At 59.5% G+C, this 19,970-nt stretch carries 21 protein-coding genes; 8 read left to right on the top strand and 13 right to left on the bottom strand.

Annotation, left to right across the window (positions count from 1 at the left end; translation table 11 throughout):
- Window positions 1-107 precede the first annotated feature (107 nt).
- Window positions 108-1,421: an ATP-binding protein gene (locus QRN46_RS22965; protein ID WP_007952691.1), complete on the top strand. Its 1,314-nt coding sequence runs from the start codon at window positions 108-110 to the stop codon at window positions 1,419-1,421.
- 35 nt (window positions 1,422-1,456) lie between these two features.
- Here QRN46_RS22965 and rimK read toward each other — a convergent pair whose 3' ends face one another.
- From rimK to rimA, 3 genes are read right to left on the bottom strand one after another with little or no spacing between them, the layout of a single operon-like run.
- Window positions 1,457-2,362 carry a 30S ribosomal protein S6--L-glutamate ligase gene (rimK, locus tag QRN46_RS22960; RefSeq protein ID WP_007949201.1) on the bottom strand — a complete coding sequence of 302 codons (906 nt, stop codon included), beginning with the start codon at window positions 2,360-2,362 and terminating at the stop codon, window positions 1,457-1,459.
- The gene (gene rimB / locus QRN46_RS22955) at window positions 2,359-2,838 is read right to left on the bottom strand and encodes a retropepsin-like aspartic endopeptidase RimB (RefSeq protein ID WP_011331964.1); all 480 of its coding nucleotides are present in this window, start codon (window positions 2,836-2,838) and stop codon (window positions 2,359-2,361) included. The genes rimK and rimB overlap by 4 nt, the downstream gene beginning before the upstream one ends.
- Window positions 2,839-2,854: 16 nt before the next feature.
- Window positions 2,855-3,634 (bottom strand): S6 modification regulatory phosphodiesterase RimA, encoded by a 780-nt coding sequence (rimA, locus tag QRN46_RS22950; protein WP_011331965.1) that lies wholly within the window; start codon window positions 3,632-3,634, stop codon window positions 2,855-2,857.
- Window positions 3,635-3,750: 116 nt separating this feature from the next.
- Between rimA and QRN46_RS22945 the strand changes: the two genes are divergently transcribed.
- Window positions 3,751-4,158, top strand: a complete 408-nt coding sequence (locus QRN46_RS22945; RefSeq protein WP_011331966.1) for an RNA-binding S4 domain-containing protein — start codon at window positions 3,751-3,753, stop codon at window positions 4,156-4,158.
- Between the two features lie 66 nt (window positions 4,159-4,224).
- On the opposite strand, the gene QRN46_RS22940 is transcribed toward QRN46_RS22945, so the two are convergent.
- A complete protein-coding gene (locus QRN46_RS22940; RefSeq protein WP_011331967.1) occupies window positions 4,225-5,025 on the bottom strand; it encodes a phosphatase PAP2 family protein in 801 nt (266 codons plus the stop codon).
- Window positions 5,026-5,129: 104 nt separating this feature from the next.
- On the opposite strand from QRN46_RS22940, the gene hslO reads away from it, so the two are divergent.
- Entirely contained in the window at window positions 5,130-6,032 is a 903-nt protein-coding gene (gene hslO / locus QRN46_RS22935) for an Hsp33 family molecular chaperone HslO (RefSeq protein WP_011331968.1), read from the top strand.
- A 181-nt stretch (window positions 6,033-6,213) separates the two neighbouring features.
- Window positions 6,214-7,755, top strand: a complete 1,542-nt coding sequence (locus tag QRN46_RS22930) for a phosphoenolpyruvate carboxykinase (protein WP_007952682.1) — start codon at window positions 6,214-6,216, stop codon at window positions 7,753-7,755.
- Window positions 7,756-7,926: 171 nt separating this feature from the next.
- On the opposite strand, the gene QRN46_RS22925 is transcribed toward QRN46_RS22930, so the two are convergent.
- The 5 genes from QRN46_RS22925 to QRN46_RS22905 form a co-directional block, all read right to left on the bottom strand.
- On the bottom strand, window positions 7,927-8,199 hold the full coding sequence (locus tag QRN46_RS22925) for a type II toxin-antitoxin system RelE/ParE family toxin (protein ID WP_285357406.1): 273 nt from the start codon (window positions 8,197-8,199) through the stop codon (window positions 7,927-7,929).
- Window positions 8,199-8,642, bottom strand: coding sequence for a hypothetical protein (locus tag QRN46_RS22920; RefSeq protein ID WP_285357403.1), 444 nt, complete (start codon window positions 8,640-8,642; stop codon window positions 8,199-8,201). Before QRN46_RS22920 ends, QRN46_RS22925 begins: the two co-directional genes overlap by 1 nt.
- Before the next feature lie 157 nt (window positions 8,643-8,799).
- On the bottom strand, window positions 8,800-9,099 hold the full coding sequence (locus QRN46_RS22915; protein WP_285357402.1) for a hypothetical protein: 300 nt from the start codon (window positions 9,097-9,099) through the stop codon (window positions 8,800-8,802).
- Window positions 9,100-9,443: 344 nt separating this feature from the next.
- Window positions 9,444-10,571: a hypothetical protein gene (locus tag QRN46_RS22910; protein ID WP_285357401.1), complete on the bottom strand. Its 1,128-nt coding sequence runs from the start codon at window positions 10,569-10,571 to the stop codon at window positions 9,444-9,446.
- Window positions 10,572-10,673: 102 nt separating this feature from the next.
- Entirely contained in the window at window positions 10,674-10,955 is a 282-nt protein-coding gene (locus QRN46_RS22905) for a hypothetical protein (RefSeq protein WP_064382752.1), read from the bottom strand.
- A 304-nt stretch (window positions 10,956-11,259) separates the two neighbouring features.
- Here QRN46_RS22905 and QRN46_RS22900 point away from each other — a divergent pair, with 304 nt between their 5' ends.
- Window positions 11,260-11,763, top strand: coding sequence for a polysaccharide deacetylase (locus tag QRN46_RS22900; protein ID WP_285357399.1), 504 nt, complete (start codon window positions 11,260-11,262; stop codon window positions 11,761-11,763).
- Between the two features lie 17 nt (window positions 11,764-11,780).
- Here QRN46_RS22900 and QRN46_RS22895 read toward each other — a convergent pair whose 3' ends face one another.
- Window positions 11,781-11,915: a hypothetical protein gene (locus QRN46_RS22895; protein ID WP_267895892.1), complete on the bottom strand. Its 135-nt coding sequence runs from the start codon at window positions 11,913-11,915 to the stop codon at window positions 11,781-11,783.
- A 234-nt stretch (window positions 11,916-12,149) separates the two neighbouring features.
- Here QRN46_RS22895 and QRN46_RS22890 point away from each other — a divergent pair, with 234 nt between their 5' ends.
- The 3 genes from QRN46_RS22890 (at window position 12,150) to QRN46_RS22880 (ending at window position 15,874) form a co-directional block, all read left to right on the top strand.
- A complete protein-coding gene (locus QRN46_RS22890; RefSeq protein WP_285357397.1) occupies window positions 12,150-14,078 on the top strand; it encodes a RecQ family ATP-dependent DNA helicase in 1,929 nt (642 codons plus the stop codon).
- 109 nt (window positions 14,079-14,187) lie between these two features.
- Window positions 14,188-15,411: a 3-hydroxyacyl-CoA dehydrogenase gene (locus QRN46_RS22885; RefSeq protein ID WP_011331976.1), complete on the top strand. Its 1,224-nt coding sequence runs from the start codon at window positions 14,188-14,190 to the stop codon at window positions 15,409-15,411.
- A 31-nt stretch (window positions 15,412-15,442) separates the two neighbouring features.
- Window positions 15,443-15,874: an acyl-CoA thioesterase gene (locus tag QRN46_RS22880; RefSeq protein WP_011331977.1), complete on the top strand. Its 432-nt coding sequence runs from the start codon at window positions 15,443-15,445 to the stop codon at window positions 15,872-15,874.
- Window positions 15,875-15,939: 65 nt separating this feature from the next.
- Here QRN46_RS22880 and QRN46_RS22875 read toward each other — a convergent pair whose 3' ends face one another.
- The 3 genes from QRN46_RS22875 to fdhD form a co-directional block, all read right to left on the bottom strand.
- The gene (locus tag QRN46_RS22875; RefSeq protein WP_011331978.1) at window positions 15,940-16,419 is read right to left on the bottom strand and encodes a glycine zipper domain-containing protein; all 480 of its coding nucleotides are present in this window, start codon (window positions 16,417-16,419) and stop codon (window positions 15,940-15,942) included.
- Window positions 16,420-16,707: 288 nt separating this feature from the next.
- The gene (locus QRN46_RS22870; RefSeq protein WP_285357391.1) at window positions 16,708-19,056 is read right to left on the bottom strand and encodes an FdhF/YdeP family oxidoreductase; all 2,349 of its coding nucleotides are present in this window, start codon (window positions 19,054-19,056) and stop codon (window positions 16,708-16,710) included.
- Window positions 19,053-19,892: a formate dehydrogenase accessory sulfurtransferase FdhD gene (fdhD, locus tag QRN46_RS22865; protein ID WP_201817931.1), complete on the bottom strand. Its 840-nt coding sequence runs from the start codon at window positions 19,890-19,892 to the stop codon at window positions 19,053-19,055. Before fdhD ends, QRN46_RS22870 begins: the two co-directional genes overlap by 4 nt.
- Between the last annotated feature and the right edge of the window lie 78 nt (window positions 19,893-19,970).

Raw genomic sequence — 19,970 nt, 5'->3', positions numbered from 1 at the left:
TTTGTAGGAGCGGGTCTGCGGGAAACGGTCGGAAACGCCGTCCGCGCAGACTCGCAATCCGCAATATGCGAGCATTGCTCGCTCCTGCAAGTGTGTAGCGGTTATCCATGAAAACCCCCGTCTGGTTCCCCCAAAGTTTCTTCTCCCGCACCCTGTGGCTGGTGCTGATCGTCGTATTGTTTTCCAAGGCATTGACCCTGGTTTATCTGTTGATGAACGAGGACGTGCTGGTGGACCGCCAATACAGCCATGGCGTCGCCCTGACGCTGCGCGCCTACTGGGCTGCCGACGAAGAAAACCGCGCGAAAATCGCCGATGCTGCCACGCTGATCCGGGTGGTGGGCGCCGGTGTGCCGGAAGGCGAACAGCACTGGCCGTACAGCGAAATCTACCAGCGGCAGATGCAGGCGGAGCTGGGGGCCGACACCGAAGTGCGCTTGCGCATGCACTCGCCGCCGGCCTTGTGGGTTCGTGCGCCGAGCCTCGGTGACGGCTGGCTGAAAGTGCCACTGTATCCACACCCGTTGCGTGGCCAGAAAATCTGGAACGTGCTCGGCTGGTTCCTGGCGATCGGTTTGCTGTCCACGGCGTCCGCCTGGATTTTCGTCAGCCAGCTCAACCAACCACTGAAGCGTCTGGTCTACGCCGCCCGGCAACTCGGCCAGGGCCGCAGCGTGCGCCTGCCGATCAGTGACACCCCCAGCGAGATGGCCGAGGTGTATCGCGCCTTCAACCAGATGGCCGAAGACGTCGAGCAGGCCGGTCGCGAGCGTGAGCTGATGCTGGCGGGGGTGTCCCATGACTTGCGGACGCCGCTGACTCGTTTGCGGTTGTCGCTGGAGTTGATGGGCGACCGCACCGACCTGACCGACGACATGGTGCGCGACATCGAAGACATGGACGCGATTCTCGATCAGTTCCTCGCGTTCATTCGCGATGGTCGGGACGAGTCGGTGGAGGAGGTGGATCTCAGCGATCTGGTGCGTGAAGTGGCGGCGCCCTACAACCAGACGGAAGAGAAAGTGCGCCTTCGCCTGGAGCCGATCCAGCCGTTCCCGTTGCGTCGGGTGTCGATGAAGCGCTTGCTGAACAACCTGATTGGCAACGCGTTGAATCATGCCGGCGGCAGCGTGGACGTCGCGGCCTATGTGTCCGGTGACACCAGTGCGCCGTATGTGGTGCTGAGCGTGATGGACCGGGGGGCAGGTATCGATCCTTCCGAACTTGAGGCGATCTTCAACCCGTTCACCCGTGGCGATCGTGCGCGGGGCGGGAAGGGCACCGGGCTGGGACTGGCGATTGTGAAGCGGATTGCTTCGATGCACGGCGGCAATGTCGAACTGCGCAACCGCTCTGGTGGCGGGCTGGAAGCACGGGTTCGGTTGCCGCTGGGATTGATGCTGCCGCGAGACGCGGTTTAAGTTTCAGGCGACCTTGCGGCCGCCTGATTCAAGGTTCAGCCCTTGCCTTTTGTGCGGGTCATGTTCGGCCCGCCATTCTTCTCGAGATGCTCGATGATGATCCCCGCCACGTTCTTGCCCGTGGTGGTTTCGATCCCTTCCAGACCCGGTGACGAGTTCACTTCCATCACCAGCGGGCCGTGGTTGGAACGCAAAATATCCACGCCCGCCACCGCCAAGCCCATGACCTTGGCCGCACGCAGCGCGGTCATGCGTTCTTCCGGGGTGATCTTGATCAGGCTGGCACTGCCGCCGCGGTGCAGGTTGGAGCGGAACTCGCCAGGCTTGGCCTGACGCTTCATCGCCGCGATCACCTTGTCGCCGACCACGAAGCAGCGGATGTCGGCGCCGCCGGCCTCCTTGATGTATTCCTGCACCATGATGTTCTGCTTCAGGCCCATGAACGCCTCGATCACCGACTCCGCCGCCGTCGCGGTTTCACACAACACCACGCCGATGCCCTGGGTGCCTTCCAGCACCTTGATCACCAGCGGCGCGCCGTTGACCATGTCGATCAAGTCGGGAATGTCGTCCGGCGAGTGGGCGAAACCGGTCACCGGCAAACCGATGCCCCGGCGCGACAGCAATTGCAGCGAACGCAGCTTGTCCCGCGAGCGGGCGATGGCCACCGATTCGTTGAGCGGAAACACGCCCATCATTTCAAACTGGCGCAACACTGCGCAGCCATAAAACGTCACCGACGCGCCGATCCGCGGGATCACTGCATCGAAACCCTCCAGCGGCTTGCCACGGTAGTGGATCTGTGGCTTGTGGCTGGCAATATTCATATAGGCGCGCAAGGTGTCGATCACCACCATTTCATGCCCGCGTTCGGTTCCGGCTTCGACCAGACGACGGGTGGAATACAGACGCGGGTTCCGCGACAGCACAGCGATCTTCATGCAACACCTGTGGAGGAGGTAGATACCGGGAACACCGGCTTGTCTTGTACATATTTGATGCCCGGATTGACCACCAGCTGGCCGTCGATCAGGGCTTTGGAACCGAGCAACAGGCGATAGCGCATGGACTTGCGGCAAGCGAGGGTGAACTCGATCGGCCAGACCCGGTCACCCAGGGCCAGGGTGGTGCTGATCACGTAGCGCACCTGGGCCTGGCCGTTCGAACTCTTGATGGTCTTGCGGGCAACCAGCGGCGCTTCGCATCGCCGATGGCGCAACTGCACGACAGTGCCCAGGTGCGCGGTGAAACGCACCCACTTCTCGCCGTCGCGTTCGAACGGCTCGATGTCGGTGGCATGCAGGCTGGAGGTGCTGGCGCCGGTGTCGATTTTTGCCCGAAGGCCAGCGACTCCCAGATCCGGAAGCGCCACCCACTCGCGCAGACCGATAACGGTCAAATGGTCAAATGTCTTCAATGGAAAAAACCAACGATTAACGCGTCCACGCTTCAGGGGACACCTGGGCTAACGCTTTGAATGCGGGTCTGGCGAACCAGTAACCCTGCATCAGAAATATTCCGCAGTCCGCCAGGAAATCCCGTTCACCCGCACTCTCTATGCCTTCGGCGATGACTGTAACGCCCAACTCCGCACAGATTGTGACAATCCCCCGAACGATAGCCTGACGTACACGGTCATGGTCGATATCGCGGATCAGCGCCATGTCGAGTTTGATCAGGTCCGGCTGGAAATCGGCCAGCAGATTGAGCCCCGAATACCCGGCACCGAAATCGTCGATGGCCGTCTTGAAGCCGAATTCGCGGTATTCACGCAGAATATTGGTCAAATGGCGATAGTTATCTACATGCTCGCTTTCCAGTGTTTCGAAAATCAGCCGGTCGACCGGGAAATTGTGTTTTTTTGCTGCTTCCAACGTGCTCCGTATGCACAGCTCTGGACGATAGACGGCGTTGGGCATGAAGTTGATCGACAAGTGTGTCTGCATATTAAGCCCGGCTGCGCCTTCGATGGCGCGAGTCCGGCAGAGCTGGTCGAAACGGTAGCGGTTATCTTCTGTAACTTGATCCAGCACGGTTAACGCACCTTCACCGGCCGTACCACGGACCAGGGCCTCGTAGGCGTACACCGACTTGTCCCGCAGATCCACGATGGGCTGATAGGCGAAGGAAAAATCGAAGCCCAGCGGCTCGCTTTGCTGGCAGCCCTGGCACCCGGATTGGGGTGAGGTCAATGAAGACGGAAATTTGGTCACTCGATCACTCCATGCCGTTGAACCGGCGAAGATCACAGTTTATCTGGAGGGCCGAGTTCTTGCGCCCGACAGAATCGGTAGTACAGTTCCGACTACTGGCTGAACGAGGAATTCATATGGCACAAAAAAGCGAAGAAGACGACAAGGTTCGTCTCGACAAGTGGCTGTGGGCCGCGCGTTTTTTCAAGACTCGCGCTTTGGCCAAAGCCGCCATCGAGAGTGGCAAGGTGCATTGTCGGGGAGAGCGCTGCAAGCCCGGCAAAGAACCACGCATTGGCGACGAATTCGAGATTCGCGCCGGCTTCGATGAGAAGACCGTGGTGGTTCAGGCCTTGTCGATCGTGCGTCGCGGCGCACCTGAGGCGCAGACGCTGTACGCCGAGACCGAGGCCAGCATTGCCAAACGTGAAGCGGCTGCGGCGATGCGCAAGGCAGGCGCCCTGGGCGTGACCACCGATGGCAAACCGAGCAAGAAGCAGCGTCGGGATCTGTTTAAGTTTCGTGGGAACAGTAGCGGCGAATAAAAAAACGCAGCCTGACGGCCTGGGCTCAAGACCCGCCGGCGGCTGCGTTTTTTCAGTAACCGTTGATTACTGCGCGGACACCACGCTCATCCGCGAAACCATCGGCAGTTTGCCCAGCAGCCGGAACACCGGCGCCGTGACCTTCAGCCAGAAGTTCGCCGCGTGATAAGCAAACGGCGTGTAGTAACCCCAGCCCAGTGCCCACACCGCCAGCAGCATGCCGCCGATGTAATCGTCCTGGCCCCAATGTGCACCGGCGACCAGGCGAGGCAACATGAACAGCAGCGCCAGACCCCAGATCACCAGGAACTGACCAGCCGTACGGCTGAACACGCCCATGAAAAGAGCCCAGATCAGCAGCACCGATGCGTGGTCACCGGGGAAGCTCTGGCTCGAGCGGTCCTTCAGCTCCCAGGTCTTCTCCAGATGCGGGAAGTAATCGCTGATATGCACCGCGCCTTCGAGCACCATCGACGGGCTGCTGTGCTGCCAGCCCATGTGATCGGAGAACTTGGAAAACAGCGCGCGGATCACCACCATCAGCAGCAGGATCGAAAAAAAACCGAAAAATGCGCGGCGTACATCAATTGCCCTGAACACCCAGTCGCCCTTGATCAGCAGCATCAGCAGAATCACACCGACGACAATGTCGAACGGTCGCAGACTTGCAATTGCCCAGATGTGGAGCCATATGGGGTTGCTGGCCAGCGGTGCATTGAGTGAGCGGAACAGCCACTCGTCGAAAATCACACACAGCATCTGACCTGTAGGCCATAACCAGAAAGCCAGTAGTGCCAATGGCACAACGTTGCACAGAACCAGCCGGCCGAGGTTCCACCTTGATTGGAACAAACCCGGATTGTTCATAAAATGCCTCCCGTGGCTGAACATCGGCATCAAAAAGGATGCCAGAAGCGCGGGATTTTCATTCTTTGTAACCATTTTGTCATCACATTCAGATACCCAGACCTATGACCGATTTCCTCGATACCGATTACACCCAACGCTTCATCTTCGATGACAGCGACACGCGCGGCGAACTGGTGTCGCTGGAGCGCAGCTACGCCGAAGTGCTCGCCAAGCACCCGTACCCGGAACCGGTTGCGCAATTGCTGGGTGAACTGATGGCCGCCGCCTCGTTGCTGGTGGGCACCCTGAAATTCGATGGCTTGCTGATTCTTCAGGCCCGTTCCGAAGGCCCGATCCCGCTGCTGATGATCGAGTGCTCCAGCGAGCGCGAGATTCGTGGCCTGGCGCGCTACCACGCCGAGCAGATCCCGGCCGACGCAACCCTTGGCGACCTGATGCCGAACGGTGTCCTGGCCTTGACCGTCGACCCGATCGCCGGCCAGCGTTATCAGGGCATCGTCGACCTCGACGGCGAAACCCTGTCCGACTGCTTTACCAACTATTTCGTCATGTCCCAGCAGGTCGGCACTCGCTTCAAGCTCTGTGCCGATGGCCGTCGTGCCCGTGGTCTGCTGCTGCAGCAACTGCCGGCCGATCGCCTGAAAGACGAAGAAGAACGCGCCGCCAGCTGGCAGCACATCACCGCGCTGGGCAACACCCTGACCGCTGATGAACTGTTGAGCCTGGACAACGAAACGGTTCTGCATCGCCTCTACCATGAAGAGCAGGTTCGTCTGTTCGATGTGCAGAAACTGCGCTTCCACTGCAGCTGCTCCCGCGAGCGTTCGGGCAATGCACTGGTCAGCCTGGGTCTGGAAGATGCGCAGGCACTGGTGGCCGAGCAAGGTGGCCAGGTCGAGATCGATTGCCAGTTCTGCAACCAGCGCTACCTGTTCGACGCGGCGGATATCGCTCAATTGTTCGCTGGCGCGGGCGTCGAGACGCCGTCAGATACCCGGCACTAAAACGGTTCAGCGCAGGTAAATTCACTGCTCAACGACGGAATTACGCCGTTACGACGGGAGGGCCCTACTCTTTTTGGGCTTTTCTGGCATAATCCGGCCCACTTTTTTCGCGGTAGTAGTGCACGACTTTCTACTACAAAACGTTTGGAGCACACTCGGCCACTGGCCGACGGGGAACCTCATGACGCAAGCCAATAACGCCGTGTACACCGATCTGAGTGTTGATGATCTGGTAAAAGAAGCCCTGAACCGCGGTGAGGGCGAGCTTGCCGATACCGGCGCTCTGGTTGTTCGCACCGGTCATCGCACCGGCCGTTCGCCAGTCGACCGTTTCATCGTTGAAGAGCCTTCCACCCAGGCTGCCATCGCCTGGGGCCCGATCAACCGCAAGTTCCCGGCCGACAAGTTCGACGCGCTGTGGGCTCGTGTTGAAGCATTCAACAACGCGCAAGAGCATTTCGTTTCCCACGTGCATGTAGGCGCGGCCGAAGATCACTACCTGGCCGTGAAGATGACCACCCAGACTGCCTGGCAGAACCTGTTCGGTCGTTGCCTGTTCATCAACCCGGCCCAGTACAACCCGGCCGGTCGCGAAGAGTGGCAAGTGCTGAACGTCGCCAACTTCGAGTGCGTGCCAGAGCGTGACGGCACCAACTCCGACGGTTGCGTGATCATCAACTTCGCCCAGAAGAAAGTGCTGATCGCCGGCATGCGTTACGCCGGTGAAATGAAGAAAGCCATGTTCTCCGTGCAGAACTTCCTGCTGCCGGCCGCTGACGTGCTGCCGATGCACTGCGCTGCCAACATCGGCGAAGAAGGCGACGTGACCCTGTTCTTCGGTCTGTCGGGCACCGGCAAGACCACCCTGTCCGCCGACGAAAGCCGTTACCTGATCGGTGACGACGAACACGGCTGGGGCGAAGGCGTTGTCTTCAACATCGAAGGCGGCTGCTACGCCAAGTGCATCGACTTGTCCGAGAAGAACGAGCCGGTCATCTGGAAAGCCATCAAGCACGGCGCGGTGCTGGAAAACGTCGTAATCGACGATGCCAAGCACGCCGACTACGCCGATGTCAGCCTGACCCAGAACAGCCGCGCGGCCTACCCGCTGGAGCACGTTGCCAAGCGTTCCGAGAAGAACCTGGGCGGCGAGCCGAACGCTGTGATCTTCCTGACCTGCGACCTGACCGGCGTGCTGCCGCCAGTGTCGATCCTCAACGAAGAACAAGCGGCCTACCACTTCCTGTCCGGCTACACCGCACTGGTGGGCTCGACTGAAATGGGTTCGGGCAGCGGCATCAAGTCGACCTTCTCCACCTGCTTCGGCGCACCGTTCTTCCCGCGTCCGGCCGGCGAATACGCTGAACTGCTGATCAAGCGCATCCGCGGCTTCGGCTCCAAGGTCTACCTGGTCAACACCGGCTGGACCGGCGGTGGCTACGGCGTCGGCAAACGCTTCAACATCCCGACCACCCGCGCGGTGATCGCAGCGATCCAGAGCGGCGCGCTGATCGGTGCAGCCACCGAGCACCTGGACACCATCAACCTGGACGTGCCACTGGCCGTACCGGGCGTCGAAACCAACCTGCTCAACCCACGCAACACCTGGGCTGACAAGGCTGCGTACGACGAAGCTGCCAAAGCACTGGCCGGTCTGTTCATCGAGAACTTCAAGAAGTTCGAAGTGAGCGACGCGATCAAGGCTGCCGGGCCTAAGTTGTAAGACTTAGTTTTGGTGAATGAAAAAGCCGCCTGTTGAGGGCGGCTTTTTTGTGGGTGATGGGTTGGACTTCGTTGTCAGATCAACTGCCATTATTCCCGCAGAATCCGCGTTAAACAGCCAGAATAATGCTACTTATGGAGCCGCGAACTCCTAGCTTTTTCTCTCCAGCCATCATGGCCATTGCCGTCTGGTATTCAGCACTCGTAGCACTTCCACAACATCAACTTTGACTGTGTAGATGATGACATAGTTTGGAGTGACGACGATTTCGCGGGTACCTCCCGCGATACCTTTTCGGTACAGGGCTGGGTGGTGCCGAGCGCTTTCTCCTTTCAGTTCGAAGGCCTCATCAAGTTCAATCGCTGCAGCGGGATTTTCCTGGCCGATACGCTCCATGATGTTGTCTCGGTCATCCAGCGCCTCTTGGCGCCAGACCAACCTCATCAACGTACTCGCTGACGCAGGGCATCCCGCTTGGCGGCAAATATCCTCCGAGCGTCTTCATCGCTGACGCTGGGTCTTGGGTCATCAATACTGATTTGTACCTGTTGCTTGACCCATTCCTCATACGCAGCTGCTTCATGAGCTTGTTTCATCGCTTCGGCGCGATCAGGGCGGGCATAGGTTTTTATCTGAAGAGGGTCATAACTGGAGGCGTCCACATCGAAGTGATTGATGCCCACCCCTTGCAGGTAGGTCACCAGTGTTTCGAACCGTTTGAACAGCCGCACCTGACCACTGCGCTGTGCGGTCAGTGAATATTCTTTGCCTCCTTGCTGAATCTGAATCGACCAGCCACCCGGTTTGGCGACGATATGTGCGCTACTGATCGAGCCGTTCTCAAACAGCCGCGTGAGAGTGCTGTGATCAATGGTTTCAGTGGTCATGAAGGCAAGCCCTTGGTTGAACAATGGCTCCCATCGTACGCAATCAATAATAGTTTGCAAAATTCTGATCCTTAAGTTTCGCGCCGGAGATGTCAGCGTCAGTGTTCGAGATAGGGGCAGGCAGTTCTAGCTATGAACACGCCTGCCGAGGAGTTCGTCAGGCCGGGGCTTTCCAGCTGAGCATTTTCTGCTGGGCGACCTGGAGCAGGTCATAGCCGTCTTTGGTGAGAAGGTAGAGTGCGTGCGTGATGTGCGGGATGTCTTCGACGTCGGCGTGTTTGAAGCAGAGGCAGTAGAGGGTTTGCAGCAAGTCGCTTGAGGCGCGCAGGCGCTGGACGGCGCATTCGAGGATGTCTTGCGGGTTGGCCTCGGTGTCGATGACCAGGGGCTTGGTGTCGTTGAGGTTGGAGTCGAGTGGGCGGTAGCGATCGGAGTGGAGCTCGTTCCATGATTTCATTTTTTTCTATCTCTGTAGGCATCGATGAACCGCTGCTACCGTGACCAAGCGGTGGAGGCGGACTGTGTTCAAGTTGGTCAAACCGGCAGAGATAACCCGGTACGCCGAAGCGTCCCAAACACAGCCCGCCATAAAGCGTGCCGACAGAAAGAGGTCGGCAGCATACAAGGGCATGCATCAGTTATCTCTGTTTTTCAGGTGACCAAACCTGAATCGCTGATTAGGCAGCGACACTCACAACTATAGATTTGGGCTAACAGGCGCCGATAGAAGACAAGGCGCCGCTGCGTGTAGGAACGGGATGCAGATTCGGGCAGTCCGTTCCTACAGATCAATCACGGTTTTCAACGAATCGCCCGATACCCCTCAACATCCAGCACACTCGTCGTCAACCCGGTCGCCGGGGTGTAGATCCCGCCTTTCACCGTCGAGAACGGCACGCCTTTGCTGCCCAGCGATACGTAGCGTTCGCCTTGATCCAGCTCGGTGAACCAGGTGTAGGAGCACTTCTCCATGGCCTTGTATTTCGCTGCCGCGTTGACGATGGCGGCGGTGTGGTTGCGAAGGTCGGCGTCGGTGAGGTTGAGGTTTTTGTCGAGTACGGTGCCCCAGCGTTTCAGGCAGACCTCGGCAAAGTGGCGGACGATGAGGCCGGGTTCGGCCAGCACTTTGGGACCACTGTTGCCATCGGCGGATGCGTTACCGACCAGGGTGGCGTGACGGCCAGGCATCGGGAAGATGCTGGTCTTGGTGCCGGTCGCGGTTTGCGGGATGACGCAGCTGAAACCCTTGGAGCGTTCGTCCCGTGCATAAAAGCCCACGTACTCCTTTACGTTGTAATTGAGTTTAACCCGATGCTCCTGAAAGTTACCGATACCGGGTACCGGATCAATGGCGAAGATATTAACCGGAATGTTTGTCAGCATGCTGTCATTGAACATGGCGTTGGCCAGCATATGGCAACTGATACCGCCACGGCTCCAGCCCACCAGATTGACCTTCGTTGGAATAACGCCGTCCTTGCGGAAGGTTTTAATGATTTGTTCCTGCAATTTCTGTTGGGTGACGCTGCGGTCGCCATAGTTATATTTGCGCCATAGCCAGGAACCTTCGACCTTTACATCTTCAATCGGGATGCCGGCGGCTTTGAGGCGGTTGTATTCCGCTTCGGTCAATTGCTCGCGCTGCCAGTCACACTTGCCTTTGATGATGTTTACCGCGTGCTGGACGTTTTCCTCCCAGCCCTTGCCGAACAGGGTTCCGCTGAGGCCGTAGTCCTTTGATTGGGTGAACAGTTCATCGGCTTGCAGGTTACTGGTGCCGGGGCCGTCGACCACGATCCATTCGGCGAACTCGCGACCCGCGTGATGTGAGGCGAGTGTGGATACCAATTCACCATTCCAATAATTTTCGTGGGCGTTATCAAACTTTGTCGAACCTGTACCGCAAAAGAAAATAGTTAACGTAGTCATGTTGTTGCTCCTGGTTGATGTAAGAGCAAGCAGGCTAGTTCTCAACTTTGCAGTAATGGAAGCGATGGGTTGTTGCGAGCTTTGTAAATTTTGAATCTGGCGTTAATTATTTATTCGTTGCCTGGCAACTTCCAGCAAGTCACAACCGTCTTGGGTCAATAAATAAAGCGCATTGACGATGTTGGGGATGTCTTTCACATCGGCCTGTTTGAAACACAAGCAGTAAAGAGTTTCCAGCAGATCGCTGGCGGCACGCAGACGTTGATCGGCGGCATTGAGCAGGTCTCCCGGTTCTGCCTCGGTGTCGATAACCAATACCGGTTTTTCGCTGTCGCAAGTCTTGAGAGGGCGAAAACGGGTATTCAGCGGTTTGTACATATTCATGATCAAGGTGTGTCCCTTACGAAGTCGCTTCGGTGAGCCGACACAGAGTTTTCAGTCGCGCCAGCCACTATAGAAGGGCGCTGACCGGAGGGACAATACGGCCGCAATGGACAGATTTCGTAAGGGTTTTTTCCATGATATGGGCATTTGCCCTACATGTTTTTTCGGTTTTTCAAAGCCAAACCCTTATTGGCGAATTTTCCGACGTGATTATCAGGCGTTTCAGAGTAAACCTCTGTATGGTGCGCGCCAGAATCCGTAGGGCGTTTCCAAACGTCCTGCACAGGCTTAAAGGGAATTAGGTATGCAGTGGCTACGAATGGCCTCGATCGTTTTGCTGTGGGTTAGTGGTTGTCGTCTGGCGTTGGCCTCCGACGCGGGCAACGGGTTGGTGCTTGCCAACCTGGAGCGCACCGGTTGGCCCGACGCGCTCGCCACTCAGGCCGACATCGACACGGCTTCCCGCGCGGAGGTGCTGGTTTTCGCCAAGGCTCTGCTGGCAAGCGAAGCCCTGGACGAGCCGCAACTCACACAACGACTGGGCGTGCAGCAAATGCAGCTCAAGTCGATCAGACAAGTACGCGACGGTCTGTGGGATCGCCTGCTCAACACCTACCGCAATGCCAGCACTCAGTGCGACGAGCAAGCATTTTGCCCCCGTGTCCGTAGCGTTGCCGACTTGCGTCAACTGGCGGCAGCCTTCACCGGCGATATCAGCCCGGCTCATGCACGATGGGCGAGCAAGAGCCTCGATGTGCATGAACGGGTGCTGGATGAGCAACTGCGGGTAGCCGTATTGCGGCCCTGACACAGCGCTTGCGGGGGTTAAGTCGATGGCGCTTCGGTGACGGTCACAACGCTGGCCAGGATCGGCGGAAAGTCGTCTGGAGAGGGCGTGCAGCCTCCCAGCAGCAGGGAGGCAAAGATCAGGGCGAGGGGCAGTTTCAAGTTGTTCGACATATTCACTCCTTGGTAAAAATCCATGCACATGGGCCGTCCTGGCTCAAGGCGTGACGGACATTACCCTCGGGTCGTTCCACACGGCGATGAACAATGTGTTTCATTTGATTGATCCCTTGACCGAGCCGTCGACCCTGTATCATCCCGTTTCGATTTGACCCCCGACCTTTTCTCGACTCGCTGCGATCGCCCGCTAGGCTGTTGGCATCACAGCGGTCAACGGAGTGACAGCGAATGCACAACACCCTGGAACAGGTTTTCGGTTATCCACAGTTTCGACCCGGCCAGGAAGCGGCGATCAGCGCTGTGCTCGCCGGGCGCTCGGCAGCCGCGATATTTCCCACCGGCTCCGGCAAATCCCTTTGTTACCAGGTCCCGGCACTCTTGCTGCCGCACCTGACGCTGGTGGTCTCACCGTTGCTGGCGCTGATGCAGGATCAGCTCGAGTTCTTGCGCCGGCACGGGATATCCGCAGGCAGCATCGACTCGACGCAGAGCCGCGAAGACGCCAACGATGTGATGGCCCGCGCCCGTTCGGGCGAATTGAAGATCCTGATGATTTCCGTGGAGCGTTTGAAGAACGAGCGCTTTCGCAATTTTTTGCAGCAGGTGCCGATCTCGCTGCTGGTGGTGGACGAGGCGCACTGCATTTCCGAATGGGGCCACAACTTCCGTCCAGACTACCTCAAGCTGCCGGACTACCAGCGTCAGTTCAACATCCCGCAAACCCTTCTGCTGACCGCCACCGCAACGCCAAAGGTCATCGACGACATGCAGGCGAAATTCGCCATCGCGGCAGACGATGTGGTGACCACCGGTTTCTACCGGCCCAACCTCAATCTGCTGGTCGAGCCGGTGCGTGGACAGGACAAGCGCCGGCGCCTGGTGGAGTGGATGAACGAGCGCGCGGGGCAGCCGAGCATCATCTACGTGACCCTGCAGAAAACCGCCGAGCAGATTGCCGAACATCTGGAGCGCAATGGCATTCAGGCCGAGGCTTACCACGCCGGTTTGCCCCATGAGCAACGGGATGCGATCCAGAAGCGCTTCATGGGCGGGCAGTCCAATTGCATCGTCGCCACCATCGCCTTCGGCATGGGCATCGACAAGAGCGACATCCGTAACGTGGTGCATTTCGACCTGCCCAAATCCATCGAAAACTACAGCCAGGAAATCGGTCGCGCCGGACGTGACGGGCAACCGTCTGATTGTCTGGTACTGGCCAACCGCGACAGCCTCAACGTGCTGGAAAACTTCGTGTATGGCGACACGCCGGAACAGGAGGGCATTCGTCACGTGCTCGACGAGTTGCAGGCCGCCGCGCCCGAAGGCCAATGGGAATTTCTGCTCGGGCCGCTGGCGGATCAGAGCAACATTCGTGCGTTGCCTTTGAAGACGCTGTTGGTGCAATTGGAGTTGCGAGGACTGATTGCCCCGCGCTACGCGTACTACGCCGAGTATCGCTTCAAATACCTGCTGGAACCCGAGGCGTTGCTTGAGCGTTTCGAAGGTGAACGAAGGGATTTCGTCGCCGCGATCATCCAGACCTCAAGCCGCGCACGCACCTGGGCCACGGTGGATTTCGAGGCGATGTACGAGCAGTATTCCGCCGAGCGCAACCGGGTGGTGAAGGCCCTGGATTATTTCCAGGAGAAGGGCTGGGTCGAGCTTGAGAGCAAGCAGATGACCGAGGTCTACAACGTCCTGCGTGGCGATTTCGACAGCCAGGTCTTGAGCGCTGAACTGCATGAGTACTTCACCCGCCATGAGCAAACCGAAGTGGCGCGGATTCACGCCATGCTCGAGCTGTTCGCCACCGAGCGATGCCTCGGTTATCGGCTGGCCGAATATTTCGGTGATCACAATGCGCCGCAGCAATGCGGGCATTGCTCGGTGTGCCACGGGCACGTCGCCCGGTTGCCGGCACCGCCGGAATTGCCGGCGCTTGTGGATAAAAACTTTACGGAGTTGTGTGGGGAATTTATCCACAGGCATCAGCAGTACGCTGGCAGTGCTCCGTCGGCCGAGCGGCTGACCCGGTTCCTCTGCGGAATCAGTGTGCCGCTGTTTACCAAACTCAAGGCCCGGGCCATTTCCGGGTTTGCGGCACTGGAGGAGTATCCCTACGCCGAGGTTCGGGCCTGGGCTCAGGCGCATCTTTGAGGTCTCGAATCCATCTGCTGAATGTCGATCATCACGGCAATGAACTTCAAAAATGCCCGGCGGCTGACTAAGGTGATGGCTGTCTTCGGATCGCCAACAAGAGAACAACATGAGCCAGACATCCTTCGCTATTCAGCAGGCCGCCGTGATCGGCGCCGGCACCATGGGCCGCGGCATTGTCATGTGCCTGGCCAATGCCGGCGTGTCAGTGCAGTGGGTCGATAACAATCCACAGATGCTCGAACAGGCGCTGTCCAGCGTGGCCGAGACTTACGCACACAACGTGCGGCAGGGACGGATCGATCAGGCCGAAGCCGATGCGCGGATTGCCCGTGTCAGCAAGGCGGCCGACTATGTGGCGATCCGCAATGTCGATCTGGTGATCGAAGCGGTGTACGAGAATCTTGAGCTCAAGCAGAAGATCTTCCGCGAGCTCGATGGCGTGCTGAAGCCCGAGGCGCTGCTGGCGAGCAATACTTCGGCGCTGGACATCGACGCCATTGCCGCCGCGACACGGCGCCCGACTCAAGTGTTGGGCCTGCATTTCTTCAGCCCGGCACACATCATGAAGTTGCTGGAAATAGTCCGTGGCGCGCAGACCGCACCGGCTGTGCTGGAGGCTGCGCTTGAGCTGGGCAAGCGCATGGGCAAGGTCAGTGTGGTATCGGGCAACTGCCACGGCTTTATCGGCAATCGCATGCTCCATCCGTACGTGCTCGAAGCGCGCAAGATGTTGCTCGAAGGGGCGTACCCGCATCAGGTCGATGCAGCCTTGCAGAGCTTCGGTTTTGCCATGGGGCCGTTCCGCATGTACGACGTGGTCGGCATCGATCTCGAGTGGCGTGCCCGCGAGCTGGCAGGCAAGGGGCAGGACGCGCCGGAGGTTCAGGTGGATAACCGTTTGTGCGAGCAGGGTCGGTTCGGTCAGAAGTCCGGCAACGGTTATTACCATTACGAGCCGGGCAGCCGTCAGGCCGAGCATGATCCCGAGGTCGATGCGCTGGTGTTGAGTGTCAGCGAAGGGTTGGGATTTCATCGGCGGGATATCGGCTCGGAGGAGATCCTCGAGCGGTGTCTGCTGGCGTTGGTCAACGAGGGTGCGAAGATCCTGCAGGAAGGGATTGCCGAGTCGGCGCATGACATCGATCAGGTCTATCTGAATGGCTATGGCTTCCCGGCGGAGCGGGGCGGGCCGATGGCCTGGGCGGACGATCAGGGGCTGGCCGATATTCACAAGCGATTGCTGGCGCTGGAGACTCGGCAGGGCGATCACTGGCGGCCGGCGCCATTGATCGGCGAGCTGGCGGCGCGAGGCAAGGGTTTTTACCTTTAGACTGAGCAGATCACTCCAGGAATAGACACTGATGTCCAACCCGATGCCGCAACGCAGCGATTACCCGCACTTCCAGCCGATCACCACGCGCTGGCACGACAACGACGCCTACGGCCACGTCAACAACGTCACCTATTACAGCTTCTTCGACACGGCGGTGAACACCTACCTGATCCAGGTTGGAGGGTTGGATATTCATGACGGCGAGGTGGTGGGGTTTGTGGTGAGTTCGTCTTGCGACTACTTCGCGTCGATTGCTTTCCCGGATCGAATCGAGATCGGTCTGCGGGTCGGTAAGCTGGGCAACAGTTCGGTGCAATACGAACTGGCGGTGTTCAAGGAAGGAGAACAGGAAGCCTGTGCCGCCGGGCGCTTCGTGCATGTATTCGTCGACCGGGCATCCAATCAGCCGGTGTCGATTCCGGCCCGATTGCGCGAAGCGCTGGAACGCCTGACGGTGTGACGGGCAAAAAAAATCGCAGCCCGGGGGAGCTGCGATCTGGGGGTATCAGCTAACGAGGCCAGGCCTCAGTCGCGATAGTAGCGGTGGTGCTTGCGATGGCCATAGGCATGGCCACGACCTGGGTGACGGTCACGGTAGTAGCGACGATCATCATGGCGACGATCGTAATGACGATCATCGTCATCGCTCTTGTTGCCCATGTAGTTGCCCAGCGCGCCACCCGCGCCGCCACCGGCTGCTGCGCCGATCAGGCTGCCGGTGGTGCCGCCCATGCTGCGGCCGACCACGTTGCCGCCGGCTGCGCCCAGCGCACCGCCGATGGCTGCTTCGCCACGGCTGCGCTTGTCGGCGCCCACCGCACTACCACCCGCGCCGCCCAGGGCCGCGCCAATGGTTGAACCTGTACTGCCGCCTAAGGATTGACCGACGACCGAGCCAAGAACCCCGCCCAATGCGCCGCCCACACCTGCTTCGGTGGTGCCTCCGGCAGAAGCGAAGCCACTGACCAGGCCAAGGGACAACAAGAGAATCGAGGAGAACTTCATAGAGGAGCCTCAAAGGGATGACGGCGCGATCCTGAGGCTCTGCGATGGGCGTGACAATCGAAATCCGACGAATAGCACGACCTGTATACAATTCTGCAAGTTGCTGATTTTTGGGCGGAACTTAACGGTTTTTCGCCGGTCTTTAGCTACTTCGGACAGGCCGCTTTGATCACAAGGCGGCCTTTTTTGTGGGCGTTTGAAAAGTGTCTGCGAGATGTATCGAGTCTGACTTTCGGACGCGGAGCGTACACGGCTGCGCTCCCACGCAGAGCGTGGGAGCAATCAGAATCAGGCCGACTTGGCCATGATCAGCCCCGTCTCACTCGCCGCTTCCAGCCGGATAGCGATGAACTTCGACGTTGGCGTATGGCTGCCATCGCCAGTGCTTTCCAGCGGCACCAACGGGTTCACCTCAGGGTAATAAGCCGCCGCTTGCCCCGCCGGTATATCGAACGCCAGCATCGTGAAACCCTTCACCCGACGCTCGCGGCCATCGTCCCACAGCGACACGATGTCAGCCTTCTGCCCCGGTTTGAAGCCCAGGCGAATGATGTCCGCCTCGTTGGCGAACAGCACGTCACGCTGTCCCTTCACCCCGCGATAACGGTCGTCGAGACCGTAGATCGTGGTGTTGTACTGATCGTGAGAACGCATCGATTGCAGGATCAGGTCCGGCAGTTTGCCGGTGGCGCGGGTGCGCTCGTGGATCAGGTCTTTGGGCAGCATGTTCGGCTTGAAGTTGGCCCGGCCGGACGTGGTGTTCCACTTGCGCGCACCGGCGCTGTTGCCGAGGTAGAAACCGCCCGGGTTCTTGACCTTCTCGTTGAAGTCCTTGAAGCCCGGAATGGTGTCGGCGATCAGTTCGCGGATGCGTCGGTAGTCGGCCACCAGCCAGTTCCAGTCCACCGGTTGGCTGCCCAGGGTCGCGGCGGCGATGCCGGCGATGATCGACGGCTCCGAGCGCATCTGGTTAGACAGCGGCTGCAACTGACCGTTGGAGGCGTGCACCATGCTGAACGAGTCTTCCACGGTGACGGCCTGCGGGCCTTCGGTCTGGATGTCGATGTCGGTACGGCCCAGGCACGGCAGGATCAGCGCGTCCTTGCCGTGAGCCAGGTGGCTGCGGTTGAGCTTGGTGCTGATCTGCACGGTCAGGTCGCAGTTGCTCAGGGCCTGGAACGTGCGCGGGCTGTCCGGCGTGGCCTGAGCGAAGTTGCCACCCAGCCCGATGAACACCTTGGCGCGACCTTCCGCCATCGCGTGAATCGCCTCGACCACGTTGTGCCCGTTGTGGCGCGGCACCTTGAACTGGAAGCGACGCTCCAGGGAATCGAGGAACGCCACCGGCGGACGTTCGTTGATGCCCATGGTGCGGTCGCCCTGCACGTTGCTGTGACCACGCACCGGGCACAGACCGGCGCCGGGTTTGCCGATGTTGCCGCGCAGCAGCATCAGGTTGGCGATTTCCTGGATGGTCGGCACCGAGTGACGATGCTGAGTGATGCCCATCGCCCAGCACATGATCACGTTCTTGCCTTTGGCGTACATGCGCGCCGCCTGTTCGATTTCCACCAGGGTCAGGCCGGACTGCTCGACGATCTGCTCCCACGGCGTGTCATCGACGACGCCAATGTATTCGAGCACATTGACGCTGTGCTCATTGAGAAAGTCGTGATCGAACACCGCCGGCGCACCGGCCTTCTGCGCATCGCGTTCCCATTGCAGCAGGAACTTGGCCATGCCGCGCAACACCGCCATGTCGCCGCCCAGTGCCGGGCGGAAATACGCGGTGTTGGTCGGCTTGTCGCCGTTGGTGAGCATTTCGATCGGGTGCTGTGGATGCTGGAAGCGTTCCAGACCGCGTTCTTTCAGCGGATTGATGCACACCACCTGAGCGCCACGTTTCACCGCTTCACGCAGCGGCTCGAGCATGCGTGGGTGGTTGGTGCCGGGGTTTTGGCCCCAGACAAAAATTGCATCGGCGTGTTCGAAGTCGTCGAAGGTCACGGTGCCTTTGCCGACGCCGACACTCTGCGCCAGCGCCACGCCGCTGGCCTCGTGGCACATGTTCGAGCAGTCAGGGAAGTTGTTGGTACCGAAGGCGCGCACGAACAGTTGATACAGGTACGCCGCTTCGTTGCTGGCGCGACCCGAGGTGTAGAACTCGGCCTGATCCGGACTCGACAGCGCTTGCAGGTGTTTGCCGATCAGCGCGTATGCATCGTCCCAGCTGATGGGTTTGTAGCGATCGGTTTCGGCGTCATACACCAGCGGTTCGGTCAAACGACCCTGATACTCGAGCCAGTAGCCGCTCTGTTCCAGCAGCGAGGTGACGCTGTGTTTGGCGAAGAATTTGCCATCGACCCGGCGCTTGGTCGCTTCCCAGTTCACCGCTTTGGCGCCGTTCTCGCAGAACTTGACCATGCCGCTTTCCGGCGAATCGCCCCAGGCGCAGCCCGGGCAGTCGAAGCCGCCGTTCTGGTTGGTCTTGAGCATCATGCGCAGATTTTTCAGCGCGTTGTCGCTGGTCAGCCAGGCCTGGGCCACGCTGATCAGGGCACCCCAGCCGCCGGCCGGGCCCTTGTAAGGCTTGTAACGCGGGACGGGTTTCTGGTCGGCTTGATGATGTTGGCTCACGGGTGTTTCTCCATATCTGGGCTATACACCCGCGGCGCGTTTTTCTGCGGCAGGTGGATGAGATTGAGGTTGTGGCGCCGGGCCCATTGCACGGCAAGGCCGGTGGGCGCGGACAGGCTGACCAGGGTCTGAATCCCGGCCCGCAAAACTTTCTGGATCAATTCGAGGCTGCAACGGCTGGTGACAATCGCCAGGCCACCGGCTGTCGATATCTTTTGCCGGATCAGGCCGCCGATCAGTTTGTCGAGGGCGTTGTGCCGGCCGATGTCTTCGCGGCCCAGCAGCAATTCACCGCTGGCGTTCATGAACACTGCCGCGTGCACCGCGCCGCAGTGCTGACCCAGTGGCTGAAAAGCACCGATGCGCTGACGCAAACCGTCGAGCCATTCGATGGGCGGCAAGGGGGCGCCGGGCAAGACCTTGAGATCAGGCAACGCCTGCTCCACTGCTTCGACGCCGCACAACCCGCAGCCGCTGGTGCCGGCCAGTTGCCGACGCTGTTGCTTGAGGTTCCAGAACGCGCGGTTGGCGATGGTCACTTGCGCGTATTGCGCCGAGCCCGAACCGCTCAGTTGCAGATCGTAAATGTCCGAGGCGTCTTCAATGATGCCGCTGCCGAGGCTGAAACCGACGATGAAGTCTTCAAGGTCGGTCGGCGTCACCAGCATGACGGCCTGGCTGATGCCGTTGTAGGCAATCGCCAACGCGACTTCTTCGGCCAGCGCGGTGCTGGCCGATTCCGCGAGGGGTAGATCGCTGTAGCTGTAGGTCTGACTGGCGGCAGGCGCGGGTGTTTCGAGAGCGGGCGCCGCGCAGGCCGGGCGCTTGGCGTTCATGGCATCACCGATGGATTGATCAACGTTAAGACTAGGCGCGGCAAGATGTCGCGTCTAATCGCTAGTGTCGATCCCTCG

This window comes from Pseudomonas sp. lyk4-R2A-10 (assembly GCF_030209075.1).
GTDB lineage: Bacteria > Pseudomonadota > Gammaproteobacteria > Pseudomonadales > Pseudomonadaceae > Aquipseudomonas > Aquipseudomonas glycinae.
The sequence above is the reverse complement of the archived record's forward strand: the minus strand, read 5'-3'. Positions and strand labels throughout refer to the sequence as shown.

Coding starts and splice junctions, on each gene's coding strand:
- QRN46_RS22965 (WP_007952691.1), top strand. CDS start 108: ATGAAAACCCCCGTCTGGTTCCCCCAAAGTTTCTTCTCCCGCACCCTG.
- rimK (WP_007949201.1), bottom strand. CDS start 2,362: ATGAAGATCGCTGTGCTGTCGCGGAACCCGCGTCTGTATTCCACCCGT.
- QRN46_RS22945 (WP_011331966.1), top strand. CDS start 3,751: ATGGCACAAAAAAGCGAAGAAGACGACAAGGTTCGTCTCGACAAGTGG.
- QRN46_RS22940 (WP_011331967.1), bottom strand. CDS start 5,025: ATGAACAATCCGGGTTTGTTCCAATCAAGGTGGAACCTCGGCCGGCTG.
- hslO (WP_011331968.1), top strand. CDS start 5,130: ATGACCGATTTCCTCGATACCGATTACACCCAACGCTTCATCTTCGAT.
- QRN46_RS22930 (WP_007952682.1), top strand. CDS start 6,214: ATGACGCAAGCCAATAACGCCGTGTACACCGATCTGAGTGTTGATGAT.
- QRN46_RS22925 (WP_285357406.1), bottom strand. CDS start 8,199: ATGAGGTTGGTCTGGCGCCAAGAGGCGCTGGATGACCGAGACAACATC.
- QRN46_RS22920 (WP_285357403.1), bottom strand. CDS start 8,642: ATGACCACTGAAACCATTGATCACAGCACTCTCACGCGGCTGTTTGAG.
- QRN46_RS22915 (WP_285357402.1), bottom strand. CDS start 9,099: ATGAAATCATGGAACGAGCTCCACTCCGATCGCTACCGCCCACTCGAC.
- QRN46_RS22910 (WP_285357401.1), bottom strand. CDS start 10,571: ATGACTACGTTAACTATTTTCTTTTGCGGTACAGGTTCGACAAAGTTT.
- QRN46_RS22905 (WP_064382752.1), bottom strand. CDS start 10,955: ATGAATATGTACAAACCGCTGAATACCCGTTTTCGCCCTCTCAAGACT.
- QRN46_RS22900 (WP_285357399.1), top strand. CDS start 11,260: ATGCAGTGGCTACGAATGGCCTCGATCGTTTTGCTGTGGGTTAGTGGT.
- QRN46_RS22895 (WP_267895892.1), bottom strand. CDS start 11,915: ATGTCGAACAACTTGAAACTGCCCCTCGCCCTGATCTTTGCCTCCCTG.
- QRN46_RS22890 (WP_285357397.1), top strand. CDS start 12,150: ATGCACAACACCCTGGAACAGGTTTTCGGTTATCCACAGTTTCGACCC.
- QRN46_RS22885 (WP_011331976.1), top strand. CDS start 14,188: ATGAGCCAGACATCCTTCGCTATTCAGCAGGCCGCCGTGATCGGCGCC.
- QRN46_RS22880 (WP_011331977.1), top strand. CDS start 15,443: ATGTCCAACCCGATGCCGCAACGCAGCGATTACCCGCACTTCCAGCCG.
- QRN46_RS22875 (WP_011331978.1), bottom strand. CDS start 16,419: ATGAAGTTCTCCTCGATTCTCTTGTTGTCCCTTGGCCTGGTCAGTGGC.
- fdhD (WP_201817931.1), bottom strand. CDS start 19,892: ATGAACGCCAAGCGCCCGGCCTGCGCGGCGCCCGCTCTCGAAACACCC.